This is a genomic window from Dactylosporangium sp. NPDC049742 (assembly GCF_040674675.1).
In the GTDB taxonomy this organism is placed as follows: domain Bacteria; phylum Actinomycetota; class Actinomycetes; order Mycobacteriales; family Micromonosporaceae; genus Dactylosporangium; species Dactylosporangium maewongense.
Window position 1 is genome coordinate 78836 of sequence record NZ_JBFANF010000040.1, and the last position, 21735, is coordinate 100570.

Annotated in this window: 14 protein-coding genes; 10 read left to right on the plus strand and 4 right to left on the minus strand. The window is 73.3% G+C overall.

The genetic code is table 11. From position 1 onward, the window contains the following. Positions 1-41 precede the first annotated feature (41 nt). Both AB0J72_RS37665 and AB0J72_RS37670 read left to right on the plus strand, forming a co-directional pair. A complete protein-coding gene (locus AB0J72_RS37665) occupies positions 42-716 on the plus strand; it encodes an ABC transporter ATP-binding protein (protein WP_363407758.1) in 675 nt (224 codons plus the stop codon). Next, complete coding sequence (locus tag AB0J72_RS37670) at positions 713-1924, plus strand: ABC transporter permease (protein ID WP_363407693.1); 1212 nt, start codon at positions 713-715, stop codon at positions 1922-1924. Before AB0J72_RS37665 ends, AB0J72_RS37670 begins: the two co-directional genes overlap by 4 nt. Here the strand turns inward: AB0J72_RS37670 and AB0J72_RS37675 are convergent. Next, positions 1867-3084 carry a glycosyltransferase gene (locus AB0J72_RS37675; RefSeq protein WP_363407696.1) on the minus strand — a complete coding sequence of 406 codons (1218 nt, stop codon included), beginning with the start codon at positions 3082-3084 and terminating at the stop codon, positions 1867-1869. The two genes, AB0J72_RS37670 and AB0J72_RS37675, sit on opposite strands and share 58 nt — an antisense overlap. 76 nt (positions 3085-3160) lie before the next feature. Continuing rightward, the gene (locus AB0J72_RS37680; protein WP_363407699.1) at positions 3161-6472 is read right to left on the minus strand and encodes a hypothetical protein; all 3312 of its coding nucleotides are present in this window, start codon (positions 6470-6472) and stop codon (positions 3161-3163) included. Between the two features lie 195 nt (positions 6473-6667). Here AB0J72_RS37680 and AB0J72_RS37685 point away from each other — a divergent pair, with 195 nt between their 5' ends. Further along, positions 6668-7213 (plus strand): DoxX family protein, encoded by a 546-nt coding sequence (locus AB0J72_RS37685; protein WP_363407702.1) that lies wholly within the window; start codon positions 6668-6670, stop codon positions 7211-7213. Between the two features lie 14 nt (positions 7214-7227). On the opposite strand, the gene AB0J72_RS37690 is transcribed toward AB0J72_RS37685, so the two are convergent. Both AB0J72_RS37690 and AB0J72_RS37695 read right to left on the minus strand, forming a co-directional pair. Continuing rightward, a complete protein-coding gene (locus AB0J72_RS37690; protein ID WP_363407705.1) occupies positions 7228-9609 on the minus strand; it encodes a hypothetical protein in 2382 nt (793 codons plus the stop codon). 305 nt (positions 9610-9914) lie between these two features. Beyond that, a complete protein-coding gene (locus tag AB0J72_RS37695; protein WP_363407708.1) occupies positions 9915-12560 on the minus strand; it encodes a sugar-binding protein in 2646 nt (881 codons plus the stop codon). A 610-nt stretch (positions 12561-13170) separates the two neighbouring features. Here AB0J72_RS37695 and AB0J72_RS37700 point away from each other — a divergent pair. The 7 genes from AB0J72_RS37700 to AB0J72_RS37730 all read left to right on the plus strand — a co-directional run bounded on the left by AB0J72_RS37700 (position 13171) and on the right by AB0J72_RS37730 (position 21434). Then, positions 13171-14247: an ROK family protein gene (locus tag AB0J72_RS37700; RefSeq protein WP_363407711.1), complete on the plus strand. Its 1077-nt coding sequence runs from the start codon at positions 13171-13173 to the stop codon at positions 14245-14247. A 29-nt stretch (positions 14248-14276) separates the two neighbouring features. After that, the gene (locus AB0J72_RS37705) at positions 14277-15335 is read left to right on the plus strand and encodes an extracellular solute-binding protein (protein ID WP_344512398.1); all 1059 of its coding nucleotides are present in this window, start codon (positions 14277-14279) and stop codon (positions 15333-15335) included. 100 nt (positions 15336-15435) lie between these two features. Next, positions 15436-16518: an ABC transporter ATP-binding protein gene (locus AB0J72_RS37710; RefSeq protein WP_363407714.1), complete on the plus strand. Its 1083-nt coding sequence runs from the start codon at positions 15436-15438 to the stop codon at positions 16516-16518. Continuing rightward, positions 16515-18269 carry an iron ABC transporter permease gene (locus AB0J72_RS37715; RefSeq protein ID WP_354905286.1) on the plus strand — a complete coding sequence of 585 codons (1755 nt, stop codon included), beginning with the start codon at positions 16515-16517 and terminating at the stop codon, positions 18267-18269. The genes AB0J72_RS37710 and AB0J72_RS37715 overlap by 4 nt, the downstream gene beginning before the upstream one ends. Then, complete coding sequence (locus tag AB0J72_RS37720) at positions 18257-19087, plus strand: creatininase family protein (protein ID WP_363407718.1); 831 nt, start codon at positions 18257-18259, stop codon at positions 19085-19087. The genes AB0J72_RS37715 and AB0J72_RS37720 overlap by 13 nt, the downstream gene beginning before the upstream one ends. Continuing rightward, the gene (locus tag AB0J72_RS37725) at positions 19084-20547 is read left to right on the plus strand and encodes a lyase family protein (protein WP_363407721.1); all 1464 of its coding nucleotides are present in this window, start codon (positions 19084-19086) and stop codon (positions 20545-20547) included. Before AB0J72_RS37720 ends, AB0J72_RS37725 begins: the two co-directional genes overlap by 4 nt. Continuing rightward, complete coding sequence (locus tag AB0J72_RS37730; RefSeq protein ID WP_363407724.1) at positions 20544-21434, plus strand: ROK family protein; 891 nt, start codon at positions 20544-20546, stop codon at positions 21432-21434. The genes AB0J72_RS37725 and AB0J72_RS37730 overlap by 4 nt, the downstream gene beginning before the upstream one ends. Positions 21435-21735 lie beyond the last annotated feature (301 nt).

A 21735-nucleotide genomic window follows, 5' to 3' on the forward strand; every position in this document is an offset into this window, starting at 1 on the left:
ACCTGTCGGCGGGGGACGCCGTCGCGGCCGGGCCGGCCGAGGTGGTCGCGCTGGAGCGGGTCAGCAAGTCGTACCCCGGCGGCGTCACCGCGGTGAGGGAGGTGTCGCTGACGGTCGAGTCGGGGGAGATGGTCGCGATCGTCGGGCCTTCGGGCTCCGGAAAGTCGACCATGCTGCACCTCATCGGCACGCTGGACCGGCCGTCGTCCGGCACGGTGCGCATCGACGGGCACGACGTCTCCGCGCTCACCGACCGGCAGCTGTCGGCGCTGCGGGCCCGGCGGATCGGGTTCGTCTTCCAGCAGTTCCACCTCGCGCCCGGCCAGAGCGCGCTCGACAACGTCGCCGACGGCCTGCTCTACGCGGGGCCGTCGCGGGCCCAGCGGCGGGCCAGGGCGGAGGCGGCCCTCGTCAGGGTCGGCCTCGCGGACCGCCTCGACCACCTGCCGCACGAGCTGTCCGGCGGCGAGCGGCAGCGGGTCGCGATCGCCCGCGCCGTCGTCGGCGAGCCGGCGCTGCTGCTGGCCGACGAGCCGACCGGCAACCTCGACTCCACGTCGGGGGCCGGCGTGGTGGAGCTGCTGCGCGAGCTGCACGCCGCCGGCACCACCGTCCTGGTCATCACCCACGACCAGGCGATCGCGGCGGCCCTGCCCCGCCAGGTCGTCATGCGCGACGGGCAGGTGGTCGCGCCGACCGGGGGAGTGGTCGCATGACCAGCGCGACCGCGCCGCTGCGGCCGGCCGGGCTGTTCCTCAGCGACGTGCTGCGGGTCGGCAGCGCCGGGCTGCGGACCAGGCCGATGCGGGTGTTCCTGTCCGCGCTGGGCATCGCGATCGGCATCGCCGCGATGACCGCCGTCGTCGGCATCTCCTCGTCCAGCCGGGCGGAGCTCGACCGGCAGCTCGACGCGCTCGGCACCAACCTGCTGACCGTCGCCCCCGGCAACGACCTGTTCGGCGGCGAGGCGACCCTGCCCGACGAGTCGGTGCCGATGATCTCGCGGATCGGCCCCGTCACCGAGGTCGCCGCGACCGGCAAGGTGTCCGGCGCGCACGTGTACCGCAGCGACCACATCCCGGCCGCGCAGACCGGCGCGATCAGCGTCCAGGCCGCGCACCTGGACCTGCCCCGCACCGTCGGCGCGTCGCTCGCCGGCGGCGTCTGGCTCAACGACGCCACGGCCCGCTACCCGGCGGTCGTCCTCGGTGCGGCGGCCGCCCGGCGGCTCGGCATCGACACGGCCGGCGAGGGCGTCCAGGTGTACCTGGACCGGCGGTGGTTCACGGTGGTCGGGGTGCTGCGGCCGGTGCCGCTGGCGCCGGAGCTCGACGCGGCCGCGCTCGTCGGCTGGACGGCGGCGCAGACCTACCTCGGCTTCGACGGGCACCCGACGACCGTCTACACGCGGTCCCGCGACGAGCAGGTGGAGGCGGTCCGGTCGGTGCTGGCCGCGACCGCGAACCCGCAGAAGCCCAACGAGGTCAAGGTGTCCCGGCCGTCCGACGCGCTCGCCGCCCGGCAGGCGACGGACAAGACGTTCACCGGGCTGCTGCTCGGCCTCGGCGCGGTCGCGCTGCTCGTCGGCGGCGTCGGGGTGGCCAACACGATGGTCATCTCGGTCCTGGAGCGGCGCGCCGAGATCGGCCTGCGGCGGGCGCTCGGCGCCACCCGCGGGCAGGTCCTGCTGCAGTTCCTCGCCGAGTCGCTGCTGCTGTCGGCGCTCGGCGGGGTCGGCGGGGTGTTCCTCGGGGTCACGGTCACCGGCGTGTACGCGCTCACGAGGTCGTGGCCGGCGGTCGTGCCGCCGTGGGCGACCGCCGGCGGGGTCGTCGCGACGCTGGTGATCGGCGCGATCGCGGGCCTCTACCCGGCGGTGCGCGCCGCCAGGCTCGCCCCGACGGAGGCCCTCGCGACACCCTGAGCCGCGCTGTACGCCCGCAGCAGGTGGTCGAGGTAGTTCTGGGTCGAGTACGCCCCCGCGGCGGCCCGGCCGGCCTCGGCCACCTCGCGGTGCAGCGACGGATCCGTCAGGACCCGAACGAGCGCGGCGGCGAACGAGTCGGCGTCGGGCGCGGTGCTCAGCCGGTGCGTGCCGGCGAGCGCCGCGTCGGCCAGGACGACCGGCAGGCCCTGCGCCTCCGCCTCGACGAGCACCAGGCCCTGCGTGTCGGTGGTGGACGCGAACGCCAGGACGTCGGCCATCCGGTAGTAGGCGGCCATGCTCGCGTGCGGCACCGGCCGGACCAGCCGCAGCGCGTGCGCCACCCCGGCCTGCCGCGCCTGCCGCAGCACCGCCTGCCGCCGCTGCAGCACGCCGAGCATCACCAGCCGCGCGTCCGGCAGCCGCCGCAGCAGCCGCGCGAACGCCTCGAGCAGCAGCTGCGGGTCCTTCTCCTTGGTGGCCCGCCCGACGGCGAGGACCACCGGGGCGTCCGCCGGCAGCCGCAGCGACCGCCGCAGGTCGTCGCGGCTCAGCGGGCTGTCCGGCAGCGTCACCGACGTCGGCACCGTCCACACCGGAGGGACGCGCTCGAACTCGGCGAGGCTCGCCGCCGTCTTCTCCGACGGCGCGATGAGGATCGCGGTGCGGTCCAGGAACTCCTGGCCGACCCGCACCAGCTGGGCCCGCCGCTCGGTGCCGGGCCGGGTCAGCTTCAGGTAATCGCGGACGGTCCAGCCGACCTGCAGGCGCTGCGCGGCGTGGGCGGCGCCGAGCTGGATCTCCATGAAGTGCGCCGAGTAGGCGAGCAGGTCCGTGTGCCAGGTCATGACGACCGGGATGTCGTGGGCCCGCGCGTACCGCAGGCCGCCGACGCCGACCGGGCCCTGGGTGTGGATGTGCACGACCTCCGGCACCCGCCGCATCCCCGGGAACCTCGGCACCCCGATCCGGACGTTGCGCAGCGGCACCGGCACCGACCGCACCCCGCACGGCTCGGCCCGCCCGCGCAGCAGCGGCGCCGGCTGGTACACCTGGACCTCGTGCCCGGCGTCACGCAGGAGCGCCACGGTCGTCGCCACCGAGATCGCCACGCCGTCGGAGCGGCCGGGATGGCTGTCGCAGAAGTGCGCAACTCTCACGCCGGACATGGTGCGGCACGCCCGCCGGGTTCGGGGATGGCTCACGCGAGGTGTACGCCGTCTGGAAAGCCGATGTTCATTGATCCACTGCCGGGTCCGTCGACAGGGCCAGCGCGGCGTCCCGCACCTCCGCGACCGGGTGGCGGCGCAGCGTGGCGACGACGTCGCGCCACGGCTCCGGCCAGCCCAGGTCGCCACCCCGGGCGGCGTACGCGAGGCCGAACAGCCCGTCGGTGAGCCCGTCCCCGGCGGCGAGCCGGGCGGCGATCGCCAGGGTCGTGTCCGGTTCGGCGGCCGGCCGCTCCAGCCGCCGGCCGGCCCGCCCGGCGAGCCGCGCCGCGAGCACCGGCCGGTCCGCGGTCAGCCGGCGGATCCCCTCGAGCCAGCCGGCCGCCGGGTCGGCCAGGTCGGCCGCCTCGACCAGCAGGGTCGCCGCCGCCGGGACGTATCCGTCCACCGTGGACAGTGCCCGCCCCGCGGCGCCGGCCGCGTCCCGCCCCGCCGCGTCGTGCGCCGCCCGGTCGGACCACGCGACGACCGCGTCGACGATCGCCTCGACCCGCCGCCGCGCGGTGTCGCGCGAGGTGTCGGAGGTGTCGGTGCCGGTCGCCGCCAGGGCCCGCACGGCGGCGACGAGCGGCGCCTCGCCGCGCCCGGTGCCGACGAGGCCGGCCAGGGCCCGCACGACGGGGCGCCACACGATCCGGTCGTCGAGGTCGGTCAGCCGGGACACCGCCGCGCCCGTCACGTCCGCCAGCCACGGCGCCCAGCCGGGCAGCGCCGCCCATGCCCACGTCGCGGCGTGCTTGTCCGGCCCGGCGGCCGCCGCGGTCACCAGCGCCGCGTAGTCGCCGCGCAGCGGCACCGGCACCGCCCACGGGTGCGCCGCCAGGAGCACCGCCAGCTCGTCGCGGCCGCTGTCCCGGTCCGGGCCGGTGCCCGCCGCGCGCAGGATCCGCCACATCGCGGGGTCGCCGGCGCGCTGCCGGGCCGCGGCCACGATCGCGACCCGGACGGAGCGGTGCAGGCCCGGGTCCTGCCACAGCCGCCACAGCGTGTCCGCCGCGCCGGGCACCGACCGCGCCGCCAGCAGCCGGACCGCCTCCTTCCGGGCGGTCACCTTGCCGCGGGCCGGGTCGAGCGCCGCCAGCAGCACCGACGGCGGCGTGAAGCGGCTGACCCGGCCGGCCGCCGCGACCACCACCCGGGCCCGGTCGTCACCGACGTGGCGGAGCAGCACGGGCAGCGCCGCCGCCGGCCGGTCGGTCCAGGCGAGCGCCGCCAGGGCCGCCTCCGCCAGGACCACGTCGCCCGCGTCGGTCCACTCCAGGACCAGGGCCTCGCCGTACACCGGGATCGGGGCCGCGTCGCGCAGCGCCGCCGCGCGGGCCTGCGGCGTCGCGCCCGCGTCCCGCACCACCTCGGCCTGGCGTTCGACGTACGCCCGGTGCTGATGGGGCAGCCAGCGCCGCGGGTGCACCGGGCGCGGCGGCACCCAGCGGACCCCGGCCGGCACGAACCGGCCGGTCGGCGGCGGGCCGGTCAGGGCGGCGTCGAGCAGGTCGCCGCGCCGGGCACAGACGGCCCGCCACACGGCGGGCAGGGCGATCGCCGAGGGGTCCTCGCGCAGCACCGCCTCGACCCGCTCGGCGCGGTGCCTCGGATCGGCGAGCCACAGGTCGACGGCGGTGCGGGCGACGTCCGCGAGGTTGCCGCGGCGGGTGGCCCGCTCCAGCATCGACTGCAGGTCCGGCAGCCGCCAGGCCCGTTCGCCGAGGGCCCGGGCGATCGCGAAGAGCGGCTCGAACTTCGCCCGCTCGGCGCCGAGCCGCACCCAGCCGCGGACCGCCTCGAACGCCTGCGTCTCCTGCCCCCGCCGCAGCCGGGGCAGGTCGCCGAGGCGCGGCACCCGGTCGTCGCCGAGGAGCCGCTGAAACGTGTGCAGCGCCCACCGGACCAGCACCGGCGAGTCGAACCGCTCGCGCAGCACCAGCACGGCGAGGTCGCTGAGCCGGCCGAACGCCATCGGTGAGCTGTCCCGCGCCTGTACGACGTCCGCGACGACCTGCTCGAGGGGCTCGACCAGCTCGGGCCGCAGCAGCGCCGGCCGCACGTCGGCGAGGCTCCACAGCGCGGCGGCGCGCACCGGGTCCTGCTCGTTGCGCAGCCGCAGCAGGTGGTGCGTCGCGGCGAGGACGGCGGCCGGGTCGTTCCCGCGCGCCGCGCACCGGATCAGCAGCTGCCAGGCGGTGACGCGGTCCTCGGCGCGGGCCCGGCGGGTCGCGGCGAGCAGCGGCTCCTCCGCCTCCGCCCACGGCAGGTGCGCGGTGTAGGCCAGGGTCAGCGCCTCGCTCTGCCGCACCGCCTCGAGCGTGAGCGCCCGGCGCGCCTCCGCCACCCGCAGCCCGGCCGGCAGCACCCGGTGCACGCCGGCCTCCGGCAGCGACCGGGAACGGTCCACATCGGACATCGCGCGGGTGAAGAGCTCCGCCCGGTCGTGCGGCGGCACCGCGGCGAGCAGCCGCGCGAACGCCGGCCCGTGCCCCCGCAGCCGGCGCGCCAGCCCCACCAGCCCCGCCACCGGCAGCCGGCCCAGCCGTGACAGCACCGCCCGCGGCAGCGTCGTCCTGGCCAGCCACGCCGCCCGCGAAGGCCGGGCCAGCAGCGCCAGGACCAGCAGCGGGTCGGCGGCGGTGAGCACGCCGTAGGCGCGCAACGGCGACGGCAGGGACTCCCGCGGCCCGTGCCGCTCCAGCAGCTCCAGCACCCGGTGCGGCTGCGCGGGTGCCGCGGCGAGCACCCCCGCGCCGTGCCGCGCCCACCACGGTCCGCGGGCGGCCTCCGGCAGCGCCGCCAGCTCCCGCTCCGCCTGGTCGAGGCAGGCCCGCGGGTGGCGCCGGGTCAGCGTGGCCCGGTCGCCGAGCGCGTGGGCCAGCTGCGGCAGCAGCCGGGCGACCGTGGCCTCGCCGCACGCCGGCAGCAGCGCCGCGGCCTCGGCGTCGCCGAACCTGGCGCGGACCGGGTCGACGAGCGCCTCGGCGAGGTCCGTCCGCCCACGGACGCGGATCCGCCGGTACAGCCGGACCCGCGTGTCGGCGGGCGCGTCCGCGACGACCCGGGCGACCGGCTCCGGCGCGGTCTCGGCCGACCCGGCCCAGGCGAGCAGGGCGCTGCGCCGGATGTGCGGGTCCTCGTCGGTGAGCGCGGCGAGCACCGCCGGCCGGTCCCGCCCGACGAGCGCCATGAACAGCGCCACCTCGCGCTCGTGCCGCTCCCCGGCGCGCAGCGCGGCGAGCGTCGCGGCGAGCGTGCCGTCCGCCGCGCCCGCGAGGGCCCGCGCGGCCTGCAGCCCGCGCCGCGCCGGGTAGGGCAGATGATCGCCGTCCATCCCCACATCTTGCCCGGCGTGCGCCCGTGCCGAGCCGCGTCCCGGTCGGCTCCGCCGGAACACCCGGGTGTTCCCGCAGGCGGGGCGCGTTCCGGGTGTCCCACGGTGTCCCACGGCCGGCGCGCGGTGTGCCGCCGCGGTGGTCAGCTGTCTTCCGTCAGCGACACACGCACCACGACATCAGGGAGAGACACCATGGACGCGACCGCCACCACGATCCGGCCCGCCGCCAAGATCCGCTTCACGCTCAACGGCGTGCTGTGGACCCTGCAGGTGCTGTGGGGCTTCTTCTTCGCCGGCAGCGGCTTCGGCAAGGTGCTGCTCGCCGACGACGCCCTCTACGCCGCGGCGCCCCGGGCGGTGGCCTGGTACGCCGCGGTGCCGCAGCCGCTCATCGTCTTCATCGGGGTCGCCGAGGTGCTCGGCGGCATCGGCCTGATCCTGCCGGCGTTCACCGGGGTCAGGCCGCGGCTGGTCCCGCTCGCCGCCGCCGGGCTCGCGCTCACCATGGTCCTGGCCGCCGGCTTCCACCTCGTCCGTGGCGAGTTCGCGCTGGTCCCGGCCACCGTCGTGCTCGGTGGGGTGGCCGCCTTCGTCGCCGCCGGCCGGTCCACCATGCGCCCCACCGAGCCCGCCCGCCTCACGACCCGGCGCGCGCTGACGTCGCTGGCCGTGCTGGTCCTGCTGGTCCTGACGACGTTCGTGCCCACCTGGTACACGATGACCCACGCCCAGTTCTGAGACCGCTCCCCGGGCTACTTGATCTCGTAGACGGCCACGTGTCCGGCGCGGTACCGCAGCTGAGCGAACTTGCCGAGGTCCGGCGACACGTGGACCTCGTCGGGGAACGGCGGCTCGTCCTCCCAGTACCAGTTGGAGACGTCCTCGACCCACAGCCACCGCACGCCGTACTGGTCGCGCAGCTTGCCGACGGTCTCCGCGGACGGGGCGGTGAAGGCGGCGTCGTTGTCGATGATGATCTGCGGGTGCCAGTACATCGTGTACTGCTGGATCACGCCCTGCGAGAGCTCCTGGCTGTGCGCCTCGGCGGTGTAGGCCCACGACTCGACGAGGACGCGGCGCTCGCTGTACGCGGCGATGCCGAAGTGCCTCCGGTCGCAACCGTCGGCGACGCTGAGGTACACACAGTGCGCGTTGGTGGCGATGAGGTCGTTGGTCGAGGAGTGCGCCCGCAGCCAGCGGCCCGCCTCGGGGGTGCCCTCCGTGACGATCGGCCAGAGCTCGGCGGCGTTCTTCCAGCCGTTCTTCTGGCCGATCGGGTACAGGTTGCCGATCTGGCTGGCGATGGTCGGCAGCGAGAAGCCGAGCATCAGCGTCACGACCAGCGCCGCCGGCCTGATGCCGCCGAGCCGGCTCCGGTACCGCCAGGCCAGGACCGCCGCGACGACGATCACCAGCGCCAGGATCACGTACGGGTACGTGATCTTCGCGGTCAGCTGCACCGTGCGGAACGTGGGGCTGAAGCGCGGCGTGTGGCTGCCGTCGACGGCCCGGATCGCGAAGATCACGAGCACGCCGGCGGCGAAGGCCACCAGCAGCGGGCGGGCGGTGCGCCAGGTCAGCGCCGGCGCGAGCAGCAGCAGCCCCCAGACGGCCAGGGTCGCCAGGTACGGCCGCGCGCCCATCAGGAAGAAGCCCTCGGCCGAGCCGCCGGAGTGCGCGAACAGCATCAGCGCCGCCATGCCGACGATGCCGAGCCCGGCCATGAGCAGCACCTCGGCGTCGAACAGCCGGTGGCGCAGCCCGGCGGCACCGGCCCACATGCAGACCCAGCACAGCACGGTCAGGGCGAGCAGGATCACCAGGCGGTACATCTTGGGGTCGGCCACGAAGCCGGTGGTGTCGCCGGCCGGGTTGTGCCGCATGCCACCGAGCGGCACGATGTCCAGCCCCTGGCTCTCCCCGCCGAAGAGCACCAGGTTCGCGAACGCCATCCAGGCGCCGACGACGCCGAGCGCGGCGAGCGCCACCCGGTTGAGCCGCCGCTTGAACACCAGCTGCGCGCAGACGACCAGCAGCAGCCCGCACAGCAGCGTCGGCAGGAACGTCGCCTTCGCGCCCATGATCGCCGCGGGCAGCAGCGCGAACAGCACCCACCGCCGCCGGTCCCCGCCGTGCTCCCGCAGCAGGTCGACGAGCAGCAGCATCAGCGGCACGAAGAGCAGGCTGCCGAACGTCTGGGTCGGGCTGGCCCACAGGAACAGCTTCATGTTGGAGCCGTCGTCCATGGTGTTGAACGCGTAGTTCTGGTAGAAGCCCGCCAGCTGCCAGCCGTACGGGTCCGGCGACAGGATGAGGAACGTGGCCAGGGACGCGAGCGCCCCGCCCAGCCAGGACCCGGTCACCCGCCGCCCGAACGCGGCGATCAGCACCACGTACGCCATGATCATCGGCAGCAGGGACAGCCTGGCGATCAGCACCCACGGCTCGATCCCGGTCACCCAGCTGGTCGAGGCGAAGTCCGCGTAGACGAACCAGTGGTAGAAGACGCCCTCACTGGTCACCCACGGCGTCACGAGGTCCATGTGGTGCTTGAACTCGCCGGTGAGCGCCAGGTGGAACGGCAGGTCGATGTCCGTCTTGCCGTAGCTGGGCCACTCCGTGCCCAGGTACCGGTAGTACTTGGACGCCCACGCCAGCATGACCAGCGCCACGACCGCCATCGCCCACGACCAGCCCAGCGGCGCTCTCTCCCCGCTGCCGCGCCAGTACCTGCGCAGCCCCGGCACGCCCGCGAACGCCGCGATGACGGCCAGCGGCACCAGCTGCGCCGCCAGCGGCACCCCCAGGGCGCGGGCCGGGATGTAGGCGAGCACCTCGATCGCATACCCGATGGCCGTCCCCGCCGCCAGGTCCTCCGGCAGCGTCCGGGCCCTGCGGTGCACCAGCCGCCACAACAGCGTCCCGGGCAGCGTGATCCCGACCGCGACGTACGCCGCGAAGATCCCGGTCGTCGCCGGCGACACGTCGTAGAACCACAGCAGCCCGACCGTGGCGACCGCTACGAGCACCGCCGGTAACCACCCGGACTTCCAGACAGCCGTCCGCACCGGGCCGGACGACCGCTCGTCGGACTGGACACCGCCGTCGTGCTCGGCCTGCTGTGCCAGAGTCATCGTGAGAGTCACCTTCAGGGGTTCGCCGGACGCTGCGGCCCGAGTATAGGCATCCTGACCGCCGTACCCCGACCGCGCACAGTGACGCCTGACATCACCCGCGCCCTGTCAAGCCCCGTTCTTCCGGTGTTCACCACCACTGAGCGTCGCGGTCAGGCCCGAAAACGCCCACGAGGCACCACGATCTGCCAAACCCTGACGAAGGGTCCGGGGCGCCGGGATCACGAGAAGGAGGGGCCGGCGTGTGCCGGCCCCTCCGTGATGCGCACAGCTCAGCTGTGTGTATTCAGCTCAGCTGTGTGTGCTCAGCTCAGCGGCTGGGCGATGCCCGTGGTGGCCTCGCCGGACTGGTACGAGACCAGCAGCGTGGCACCGGCCGGCAGGGCGCCGGTCGTCGGCAGCCACACGGCACTCGAGCCGCTGCCGTCGAACTCGACCGTGGACTGCGCCAGGATCGCGTTGCCGTCCCAGACGAACACCCGGGCGGTGCCGGCCTGGCGGGCCTTGAGCTCGACCTGGACGCCGTTCTGCTGCTTGACCGCGTCCTTGATCTTGATCGTGCCCTCGGGCAGCGCCGTCCAGCCGCCGGGGGCGACCATGTCCGAGCTCGACTGCAGGATCGTCTGCGGCGACTTCACGCTCTCCGCCGCGGTGGCCGGGATGATCGGCGCCTTCGGCGAGGAGGGCTGGGTCTGGTAGCCCTCCAGCTTGGCGACGCCCCAGCGCCACGGGTCGGCCCGCACGCCGCTCCAGGTGGACCAGCCGACGCGGGTCTGCGCCGCCAGGTCCTGCGTGTCGGAGTCGTTCACGAGGATGTTCATGCCCATCTTCGCCGCGTCCACGTTGTCGGGCAGGACGCTGAACGGCACCTTCACCTCGATGCGGTAGCCGGTGTACGGGTTGCTGGAGACGACGGACGCGACCTGCATGCCGGGCGCGGTCACCGGGCCGGCGCCCTGGTGGTTGTCCCGCTCCCGGGCGAAGCACGGCGGGTTGCCGTTGGCCGGGTCCTTCGTCGCCGGGAAGAGCGCCACGTTGAACACCGTGGAGGTGTTCGGCGAGCCGCCGCGCGGGTCGATGCCGAACTCGATGTTGTCGTTGCGCCGGGGACGCTTGCAGTCCTCGGGCGGCAGCACCGTGCCGAGCACGTCGTCGGTGATCTCGAACAGTGCGTAGATCGCGTCGTCGGTGTAGGTCAGCCAGGCCTTGCCGGAGATGTCCGCCGCCGAGGCCGCGGTGCCCTCCCAGCGGGTGGAGATGTCGATGGCCTGGCCGCCGTACTCGCCCGGGCTCGCCGTGCCGTCGACGACCGGGGCCTTCGCCGCCTTGGGGATGGACGTGACGGGCACGATGTTGAGGACACCGGGCTCGACCGCGCTGCCACCGGCGAAGCTGGTCTCGATCTGCACCGCGTAGCGCCCGTCGTTGGGCGCCCGGTTGGCGGTCGGCAGCGACGCGTCGGTGTTGGTCACCGTGAACGTGACCGAGCCGCGCGCGCCGGGCTGCAGGCCGCTGTAGCTCTGCTGCGCCTCGGCCACGGCGAAGCCGGCGGGCACCTTGAGCTTCACCGAGCCGGACTGCACCTGGTCGCTGTGGTTGGTGAGGTCGACGCGGATCGGCCGGGTGCCGCCGCTGGGGATGCTCAGCATCGACTCGATCAGCGCGTCGAGGGACTGGACCTCGTTGCGCTGCGTCCACTCGCGGAAGTCACCCACCTCGGGCAGCGGCTCGAGCGTGCCGCGGACCGGGGCGGTGGCCTGCACCAGCGTGGTGTTGCTGCCGGTGCCGTCCTTCTTGGAGGTCATGGTCGCCTTGAGCTGGAACCGCTCGCCCGCGACCAGGGTGGCCGGTGGGGTGACGGTGAACGTGGCGACGGACTCCTTGTTGTTGGGCGTGACGGTGCCGATGTCGCCCTGGCCCGTGACGGTCCAGCCGGCCGGGGCCGCCAGGGCCACCTTCGCGCCCGGGATCGCCTGCGTGGCCCGCACGTGGGTCGTGACCTCGAAGGGCTGGCCGGCCAGCACCTCCCACTGCTCGGAGCGGACGTGCAGCTCCGTGCCGAGCGGCAGGCCGCCGGCGGCGCGGATGCTGGTGCCCTGCAGCGCGGCGGTGCCACCGACGTTCGGGTCCGGGTACGGGGTCCGGCTGTCGATCATCGTGATCCGGTTGCAGCCGATGCTCGCCGGGTTGGTCTGCGCGTCGGCCGTGTCGGCCCAGCCCTGGGAGGCGTACTCACGCCGGGCCAGCACGCCGACCTGGTTCCACCGCATGCCGCCGTTGCGGGCCGACTCGTAGCCCTGCCAGGTGCCGAAGATCGTGTTGGTCGCCTGGGAGGGGGTGAAGGTGGTCTCGCAGGCCTGGCCGTTGGAGCTGGTGCCGCCGCCACCGCCCTGGAAGAGGCGGGCGGGCCGGAAGGGCTGGAGCCCTTCCTTCTTGATCTGCTCGGGGAAGACGTTGGGGTCCGCCGCCGCGTAGAACGCCTCGACGGCGAGCATCGCGGCTTCCTGGTGGTTGCCGTGGTTGCCCTGGGTCGCCGACGGGTTCATCGTGACGATGACCTCCGGCTTGGTGGTCCGGATCGTGCGCACGATGCGCGACAGCGACTTCTCGTAGTTCCAGATCTGCTCGGACAGCGGCGCGCTCGCGGTGTAGTAGAAGTCGAGCGCGTCGAGGTTGTAGACGTTCATGACGCCGGCCCGGCCGACGGCGCGGCGCTCCTCGGCCTCACGCAGGATGCCGAGCGCGGGCCCTTCCTCGAGGCCGACCGCGTTGCCGCCGCCCTCGCCCCGGGTCATCGTGATGACCCCGGCCTTCATGTTGTGGTACTCGTTCCAGTACCCGAACATGCCGAGCTGTCCGGCCTCGTCGTCCGGGTGCGCACCGATGAACATGATGTCCAGGTCGATCGGTGCGTTCGGTTTGGCCTGTGCAGGGCTTGCCAGGCCCACCATCAACAGACCGCATGTGGCGATCACGGCTTTGCCGCGCCATCTCATAGGGCAACCTTCTTCGTGTGGTGGAGACGGGGGTACTCCTGGACCGCTGGCGGTTTGCCGAGTTAATTCAGACTGCGAAATTAGTGCGCGGACGCGACGGCGCCCGGCACGGCAGAACGACCGTCCACAGTGGACAGTCGCCATGCATCACAGCGGCCGGCAAGCCGGTCAGCACTGGAAGGGTGTTGTGGCGTAACGCTAGGGACCGCCCGAAAGGGCTGTCAACACTCGGACGGGCATTTTCTTCGCTCTAGAAAGAATCGCCGATCAGGCGCCCCTGAGCATGGTCCCGATCCGACCATGAATGTCCATATTTGTGTTTATGATCTGTCCACATTACTGTCCTTTTATGCGAGCCACCTGGCCTTTTGCCATGTCCAGCTCGTCGGATATCGCGGGGGCATCGTGGCCCTTCGAGATCGTTCCGTGACTTGACCCCCGATTTTCTTCGCACTAGTAAGAAAGGGTGATCGCCGTGGGGAGAGCACCGACAAGTCCGGTCAGCCGGGAACGGTCGCGTGAGATCAAGCGCCAGTCGGTGATCTCGGCTGCCCGGGAAGCGCGTGTGCTGTCCCGGGTCGATCTGGCCGAGCTCACCGGACTTCCTGCGGCGACGCTCACGGCGCTCGTGCGTGACCTGATCGCCGACGGATACCTGATCGAGCGCGGCCCGGGCGCCAACACGCACGGGCGACCGCGGGCGATGCTCGAGTTCAACCCGCGCGCCGAGCTGGTGGCCGCGGTGTCGCTCGAGCCGGCCCGCATCACGTGCGAGATCGCGGACAGCAACGGCACGGTGATCGCCCACCGCACGTCCCGCCTCGGCCGCGACGTCGTCGAGACCGTCTGCCAGTTCGTGGCGGAGCTGGTCGCCGACAACCGGCCGTCGCTGTGCGGGGTCGCGATCGCTGTGCCCGGCGTGTCGTCCGACGGCGCGGTCCGGCTGGCGCCCTCGGTCGGCCTCGTCGAGGCGCGGCCGATCGGCCAGTCGGTGCAGCAGGAGCTCGGCGTGCCGGTGGTCGTCGACAACGACGTCAACCTGATGGCGGCGGGGGAGCGGATGGCGGGCGCCGGGAAGGACGTCGACGACCTGCTGTTGCTGCACGTCGCCGACGGCATCGGCGCCGGTCTCATCCTCGACGGCCAGGTGCGGCGGGGGGCGAGCGGCGCGGCGGGGGAGATAGGTTTCCTCCCGCTCGATCCGCAGGCGGACCGCGCCTACAGCGGCGTCGGCCCCTTCGAGGCGCGTTGGTCGGCCAACGCGATCGCGGAGCGGGTCGTCGCACTGAACCCCGGCCGCCGCCCCGAGGCGCCGGTCAGCGAGCTGATCGAGCTCGCGGTCACGTCCGCCGCCGCCCGCGCCTACCTCGACGAGGTGCTGGAGGCGTGGGCCCGGCTCGTCATCTCCTGCGCCTGCGTCGTCGACCCGGGCCGGGTGCTGCTCAGCGGCGCGGCGGCCGAGCTCGACGACGCGGCGCTGGCACGCATCCAGGACCTGGTCACCGCGAGGGTTCCGGCCTCCACCGAGGTGCGCCGGGCCGTGCTCGGGGACCAGGCGGTGCTGCACGGCGCGATCAGTTACGCCCTGTCGGCCGCGGTACGGCTACCCGGCCCTTTCCTCACCACGAACCACCACCGATAACACCCCCCTTTCTGCATGCGGAGGAAGTCATGAGACGTCGCGTTGCCCTCACCCTCGCGGTCAGCACGTTAGTGGCCGGTCTGACCGGCTGCGGGAGTGAGAACAAGGATTCCGCCTCGGCGGGCGCCTCCGGGAAGCCGGCCGAGAAGATCGTCGTCTACAGCGCGCGCGACAAGAAGGTCACCGACTTCGTCGTCGAGCAGTTCGTCGCCAAGCACCCCGAGTACAAGGGCAAGGTCGAAGTGCTCAACATGGGCGCCCAGGAGGTGCTCGAGCGGACCCGCGCCGAGAAGGCCAACCCGCAGGGCTCGGTCTGGTGGGGCGGCACGCAGCAGGGCCTGTCGGCCGGTGCCGGCGACGGCCTGCTCGAGGCGTGGCAGCCTTCCTTCGCGGGGCAGATGGACGCCCGGTACAAGGACGCGCAGGGCCGCTGGTTCGGCGAGATCCTGCTGCCCGAGGTCATCATGTACAACAACAAGGCGATCCCGGCCGACCAGGCGCCGAAGGACTGGGACGACCTGCTCGACCCGAAGTGGAAGAAGAAGGTCATCATCCGCGACGTGGCCGCGTCGGGCACCATGCGGTCCATCTACGCCTCGATGATCCAGCGCCTGTCGAAGGACGGCAGCAACCCGCAGCCCGGCTACGACTGGCTGCGCAAGCTCGACGCCAACACCGGTGACTACGCCGCCAACCCGACGGACCTGTACGTCAAGATGTCCCGCGAGCAGGGCGTGCTCAGCGCCTGGAACCTCCAGGACATCCTGCTGCAGTCCGAGCAGTCGAAGATGCCGTTCGGCTACGTGATGCCGGCGTCCGGCGCGCCGGTGCTCGTCGACGGCGTGGCCGCGATCAAGGGCGGCAACACCGAGGGCGCCAAGACCTTCATCGAGTTCCTGTTCGACGGCGAGCTGCGGGCCAAGCTGGCCAAGGACTTCTTCCAGATCCCCGCCGTGCCGATCTCCGAGAAGCCGCAGTGGCTGGCTGACCTCAACCTCAAGCCGATGGACGTCGACTGGGACGTCATCGCCAAGAACGAGACCCAGTGGATCAACCACTGGAACGCCGAGATCAAGAACAAGGGCTGACCGCCTACCGGGCCGGGCCGTCGCACGGCGGCGACCCGGCCCCCCGGACGTTCCAAGTCTGCTGACCGTCCAGCATCGATGGCAGCGTAGAGAGGGAAAGATGATCGACGTCGAGTTGGAGTCGGTGAGCAAACGCTTCTCCCGGTCGGGCGAGGCCGCCGCGGTCGACGACGTGAACCTCACCATCGGTGCGGGGGAGTTCTTCACGCTCCTGGGGCCGAGCGGGTGCGGCAAGACGACCACGCTGCGGATGGTGGCCGGGTTCTACTTCCCCACTCAGGGGCACATCCGCTTCGGCGGGCAGGACGTCACCCGGCTCGCCCCCAACAAGCGCGACACCGGCATGGTGTTCCAGAACTACGCGCTCTTCCCGCACATGACCGTGGCGCAGAACGTCGCCTACGGGCTCAAGGTGCGCAAGGTGACGCGGGCCGAGTCGAACCGGCGGGTGAACGAGGCGCTGGCCCAGGTCCACCTCGACGGATACGGGTCGCGCCGGATCGAGCAGCTCTCCGGCGGGCAGCAGCAGCGCGTCGCGCTGGCCCGCGCGCTGGTGATCCGCCCGCGCATGCTCCTGCTCGACGAGCCACTGTCCAACCTGGACGCGAAGCTGCGCGAGGAGACCCGCACCGAGATCCGGCGCATCCAGCGCGAGGCCGGCACCACGTCCATCTACGTGACCCACGACCAGGCCGAGGCGATGGCCATGTCGGACCGCATCGCCGTGATGCAGGCCGGCCGCGTGCAGCAGATCGGCTCGCCGCGCGAGGTGTACCACGAGCCGGCCAACGCGTTCGTCGCGCGCTTCATCGGCCGCAGCAACGTGCTGTCGCTGCCGGTCACGGCCGCCGACACCACCACGGTCGAGGTCGCGCTGCCCGGCGGCGCCGGCACCATCGCGTCCGGCGCGCCGGAAGGGCACGGGCTGCGCACCGGCGACACCGCGCTGGTCTCCGCCCGGCCCGAGCACATCGCGCTGGCCGGCCCCGACGACCCCGGCGTGATCCGCGGGCGCGTGACCGCCCTGGAGTTCACCGGCATGGCCACGCACCTGACGGTCGACATCGGCGCCGAGGGCGGCGAGGTGACCGTCGCGGCGGTCGAGGTGCCCGGCCGCGTCGACGTCGGCGACCGGATCGGCCTGCGGCTCACCGCCGAGCGGCTGTGGGTGGTCCGGCCGTGACCGCGGCGTCGTCCGCCGTCCCGTCCCGCCGGGTCGCGCTGGCCCGGCGGCTGGCCGGTGGCGCGAACGCGGCCTGGTTCCCGTACCTGATGGTGGCCCCGCTCGTCCTGATCCTCTGGGGCTACGTGGTGCAGCCGATGCTCGCCACGTTCGTGGAGAGCGTCAGCGAGGACGGCGTCAGCAACTACACGCAGTTCTTCACCTCGGCCGGCGTCGCGCGCACCTCCCTGATCACGTCGCTGGCCATCTCGGTGGCCAGCGTGGTGCTCTGCGGCGTCGTCGGCGTCGCGATGGCGTTCCTGCTCAAGCGGTTCTCCTTCCCCGGCCGCCGCCTCATCGAGGCGTTCATCCTGGTGCCGGCCGCACTGCCGCCGCTGATCGGAGCGATCTCGTTCCAGCTGCTGTACAGCGAGATCGGCATCCTGCCCCGCGGCCTGCAGCACCTGTTCGGGACCGAGTCGCCGGTGCTCGCGTTCGACGGCATCGCCGGCGTGCTCGTCGTGCACACCTTCACCATGTACCCCTTCTTCTACCTGGCCGCGTCGGCCGCGCTGGCGGGACTGGACCCGTCGATCGAGGAGGCCGCGTACAACCTGGGCGCCGGACGCGTCCGGGTCTGGCGCACGGTGCTGCTGCCGATGCTGACCCCCGCGATGGTGTCCGCGTCGCTGCTGGTCTTCATGACGTCGCTGGCGTCCTACACGGCGCCGCTGCTGTTCGGCGTCGACCAGACCATGACGATGCAGATCTACATCAACCGCACCAACGGCGACCTGCCGATGGCCTCGACGTACGCGTCGGCGCTGGGCCTGGTGTCGATCGCCTTCCTGCTGCTGATGCGCTGGTACGAGGGGCGGCGCAGCTACCTGTCGCAGTCGAAGGGCATCTCCGCGCGCCGCCGGGAGATCTCCAACCCGGTCGGGCGCTGGCTCGCGCCGGTCGCCTCCGTGCTGGCGGCGATCGTGCTGCTGGCCCCGGTCGCGACGATCGCGCTGGTGGCGTTCTCCGAGGACGGGTCGTGGACGACGGAGATCATCCCGTCCGCGTACTCCATCGACAACTTCGTCACGATCGTGTCCGAGCCGAAGGCGTTCCAGCCGATCCTGAACTCGCTGCAGATGAGCCTGCTCGCCACCGCCGGGTGCATCGTGATCGGCGTCCTGATCGCCTACGCGGTGCGCCGGCTGCGCTTCGTCGGCAGGAGCCTGCTCGACATCGGCGTCATGATCGCATGGGCGCTGCCGGGCACCGTCGTGGCGATCAACCTGATCTCGGCGTTCAGCACCGGCAACTCGTTCAGCTTCGGGCAGGCGCTGATCGGCACCTTCTGGATCCTGCCGCTGGCGTACTTCGTGCGGTTCCTGCCGCTGGTGTTCCGGGCCAGCTCCGCGTCCCTGGCGCTGATCGACCCGTCGCTGGAGGAGGCCGCGCGCAACCTCGGCGCGTCGTGGTTCCGGGCCTTCCTCAACATCACGGTGCGGCTGATGCTGCCGGGCGTCATCGTCGGCGCGCTGCTGGCGTTCGTGCACGGTGTGGGCGAGTTCGTCGCGTCGGTGCTCATCTACACCTCCTCGACCGTCCCGATCTCGGTGGCCATCAACAACCGCATGTACTCCTTCGAGATCGGCACGGCCGCCGCGTACGGCATGCTGCAGGTGGTGCTGATCTTCGTGGTGATGTGGTTCTCCAGCCGGCTGGAGAACGGCGGCGGCCGGGCCGCGGCACGACAGGCGGAACAATGGACGAACTGATCGAGGCCTGGCAGGCGGATGGCGGGCTCCTCCCGGTGAGCCGCCTGCCCGGGCACGAACTGGCGCGCGTCGCCGCGGCGGCCGACTTCGCGGTCCTGCCCGTCGGCGCGGTCGAGTGGCACGGACCGCACCTGCCGCTCGGCACCGACCTGATCCTGGCCGACGGGTTCGCGGGCGAGGTGGCCGGCGCCGGGCTGCGGGCCGTGTCGTTCCCGGCCGTGCCGTACGCGGCGTGCCCGGGGCAGACGCGGCCGTGGCCCGGCACCATCGCCGTGCGGCCCGAGATCGCCGTCGGATACCTGTGCGACGTGCTCGACGGCATCGTCGCCGCGGGCTTCCCGCGGGTGCTCGTGGTCAACGGGCACGACGCCAACATGTCCACGGCCCGGGCCGCGATGGAATGGGTGTCCGGCCGGCAGCGGGCGAGCCTGCTGCTGGTCAACTGGTTCCAGCTCGTCGACGCCCGCGAGACGACCGAGCTGTTCGGCGAGCTGCCCTCGCGTGGACACGGCGGCGCCTACGAGACGTCCGCCGTGCTCGGCTTCGACCCGGAGGCGGTGCACCCGGGCGTCGCGCCCGACCTGCCGCCCCGGCCGAAGCTGCCGACCGCCTATCCGTACGTCCTGGTCGAGTCGCGACCCGAGCCGTGGCAGGGCTGGTCCGGCCACGTCTCGCTGGCCACCGAGGCGGCCGGCCGGCGGGTGCGCGAGACGGCCGCCGCCCGGCTCGGAGAAGTCGCGCGGGCCTGGGTCGCAGCGCCGCTGCCCGGCCCGCCCGGCGCCGATCCGGCACCACAACGACACGAGGGGAACGCATGACGCACCAGCCGTTGACCACCTACCAGCAGCACCACCTCCGCGTCGTCTTCGACCACCACGCCGCCTACCTCTACGGGCCGATGGTGAAGGCCAGCGAGGCGCACGTGGTGATGCTCGCCGAGCAGGGCCTCGTCCCCGCCGACGCGGCGGCGCAGATGCTGCGCGGGCTGGTCAAGCTCCGCGACGACCGGCCCGGGACGTTCGAGTACGACGGCTCGGTCGAGGACACGTACTTCACGCTGGAGAAGCGGCTCGCCGAGGCCTGCGGCATCCCGACCGGGCAGCTCAGCGTCCAGCTCGCCCGCAGCCGCAACGACCTCGATTCGGGCGTGTTCCGGATGGTCCTGCGCGACCAGCTGCTCGGTGTGATCGCCGCGCTCGGCGACGCGGGCGCCGTGCTGCTGGACCGCGCCGACCGGTACGCCGACGTGGTCGTGGTCGGGTACACCCACCGCCGCCCCGCCCAGCCGACCACCATCGGGCACGTGCTCGCCGGATACGCCGAGGCCCTCGCGGGTCAGGCCGCCGCCTACGCGAGCCTGCTCGCCGAGATGAACCGGTCGCCGCTCGGCTCCTGCGCCTTCGCGGGCACGGACCTGGCGATCGACCCCCACCGCGTGGCCGAGCTGCTCGGCTTCGACGAGGTGGTGGTCAACTCGTACGAGGCGGTCGCCGGCGCCGACCACCTCATGCGCACGGGCGCGCTCAACGCGCAGGCGACCGCCACCGGGGCGCGCGTGGCCCGCACGCTCATGGACTGGCTGACCTGGGAATGGGTGCGCACCCCCGAGGAGTTCACGCAGGGCAGCAGCATCATGCCGCAGAAGCGCAACCCGGTCGTGCTGGAGCACCTGGTCTCGATGGCCGGCGCGACGGCCGCCGACGCCGCGTCCGTGTTCAACAACGTCGGCGCGGCGTGGTGGGAGGACTCCAACAACGCCACCACCGACGTGCAGGTGCGGCTGTGGGAGAGCAACGACCGCGCGTACCGGTTCTTCGCCCTGCTCGGCGGCCTGTTCGAGCTGCTGGAGCCGCTGCGGCCGCCGAACGCCGAGACGATCGTCGCGACCGGCGCGACCACGACCGCTGCGGCCGACGCCCTGACCCGGCACGGCCTGCCGTTCCGCGCCGCCCACTCCGTCATCGGCCGCCTGGTCCGCTCCGGGCCGCCCGCGACCTGGACCGACGACGGCATACGGGAGGCGGCGCGCGACGTCGCCGGGATCGACTCCCTCGGCGACGCCGCCGTGCAGGACCTCCGCGCCGCGGCCCTGCTGCCGGAGCTGGTGCTGCGCCGCGCCCAGGCCGACGGCCCGGGCGAGGCCGCTGTCCGGGCCCAGGTCGCCCGGCTCCGATCCCACCTGGACGCGACGCTCGCCGAGGTCGACGCGCTGCGGCACCGGCTGCGCGAGGCCGACACGAAGCTCGCGGCCGCGGTCGCGGAAAGGGCCGCACAGTGAACCTCGAAGCCCCCGCCGACCGGCGGCTGTTGGGCATCGACTTCGGCGGCACGAAGATGGCGATCGGGATCGGCGACGCCGACGGCCGCCTGCTCGTCTCGGAGCGCCTGCCGACGCTGGCCGCCCGCGGGGCGCGGCAGGCCCTCGACCGCGCCCTCGACCGGGCCCAGAAGCTCGTCACCGACACCGGCGGCACCCTGCACGCGGTCGGGATCGCCTCGCCCGGCGTGATCCGCGAGGACGGCATCGACCTCGCGCCGAACGTGCCCGGCTGGGAGAGCCTGCGCCTGGCCGAGGCCGTCCGCGACCACCTGGGCGTCTCCCGCGTCAGCGTCGCCAACGACCTCAACGCCGCGGCCCTCGCCGAACTGCACCGCGGAGCGCTGCGGGACGCCGACCCCGGCCTCGTCATCGGCCTGGGCACGGGCGTCGCCACCGCCATCACGGTCAACGGCGCCGTCGTGCCCGGGTTCCGCGGCGCGGCCGGCGAGATCGCCTACGCCGTCACCGGCCCGGACTGGCCGGCGTCGCCCGAGCCGCTGCTCGAGACCGACTTCTCCGGCCGGGCCCTCGACGAGCTGGCCGACCGGCTCGCCCTGCCCGACGGCGCCGCCGGCCTCTGCGCGGCCGCGGCACAGCCCGGCGTGGTCCGCGACGCGCTGGTCGCCCGCGTCGACGAGCTGGCCCGCCACGTCGTCACGTGCTGCCTGCTCCTCGACCCGCAGCGCCTCGTCCTCGTCGGCGGCGTCGCCCGCGACGACCTGGTGCGCGAGCTGCTGACCGACAGGCTCTCCCACGCGCTGCCGTACCCGCCCGAGGTGGTCCTGTCCGACTTCGCCCAGGACGCCGCGCTGCTCGGCTCGATCACGCTCGCAGCCCAGGCCTGACCTTCCCCCACCCGCAGGACCGCCCCGGCCCAACCCCCGGGGCGGTCCCGCCCGTGCCGCTGCGGATCGGCATTCACCCGCCATCACTTCGATGCGCGGCGCACCGTCGCCTTCGTCGCCGCCGGAAGCGTCGGAGCCGGGCGTTGTGGTGTCTGACTCTTCACTGGGGACAGATGCGCCCGCCGTCATGCCCTACCCCGCGTGGGCCGCGCTGGCCTGCATCGCTGGTGTTGTGTTGCTGGCCTGTGTCTATCTCTGGTCTGCGGATCAGGCCCGTCGCGCTCGTGCTCTGCCGCAACCA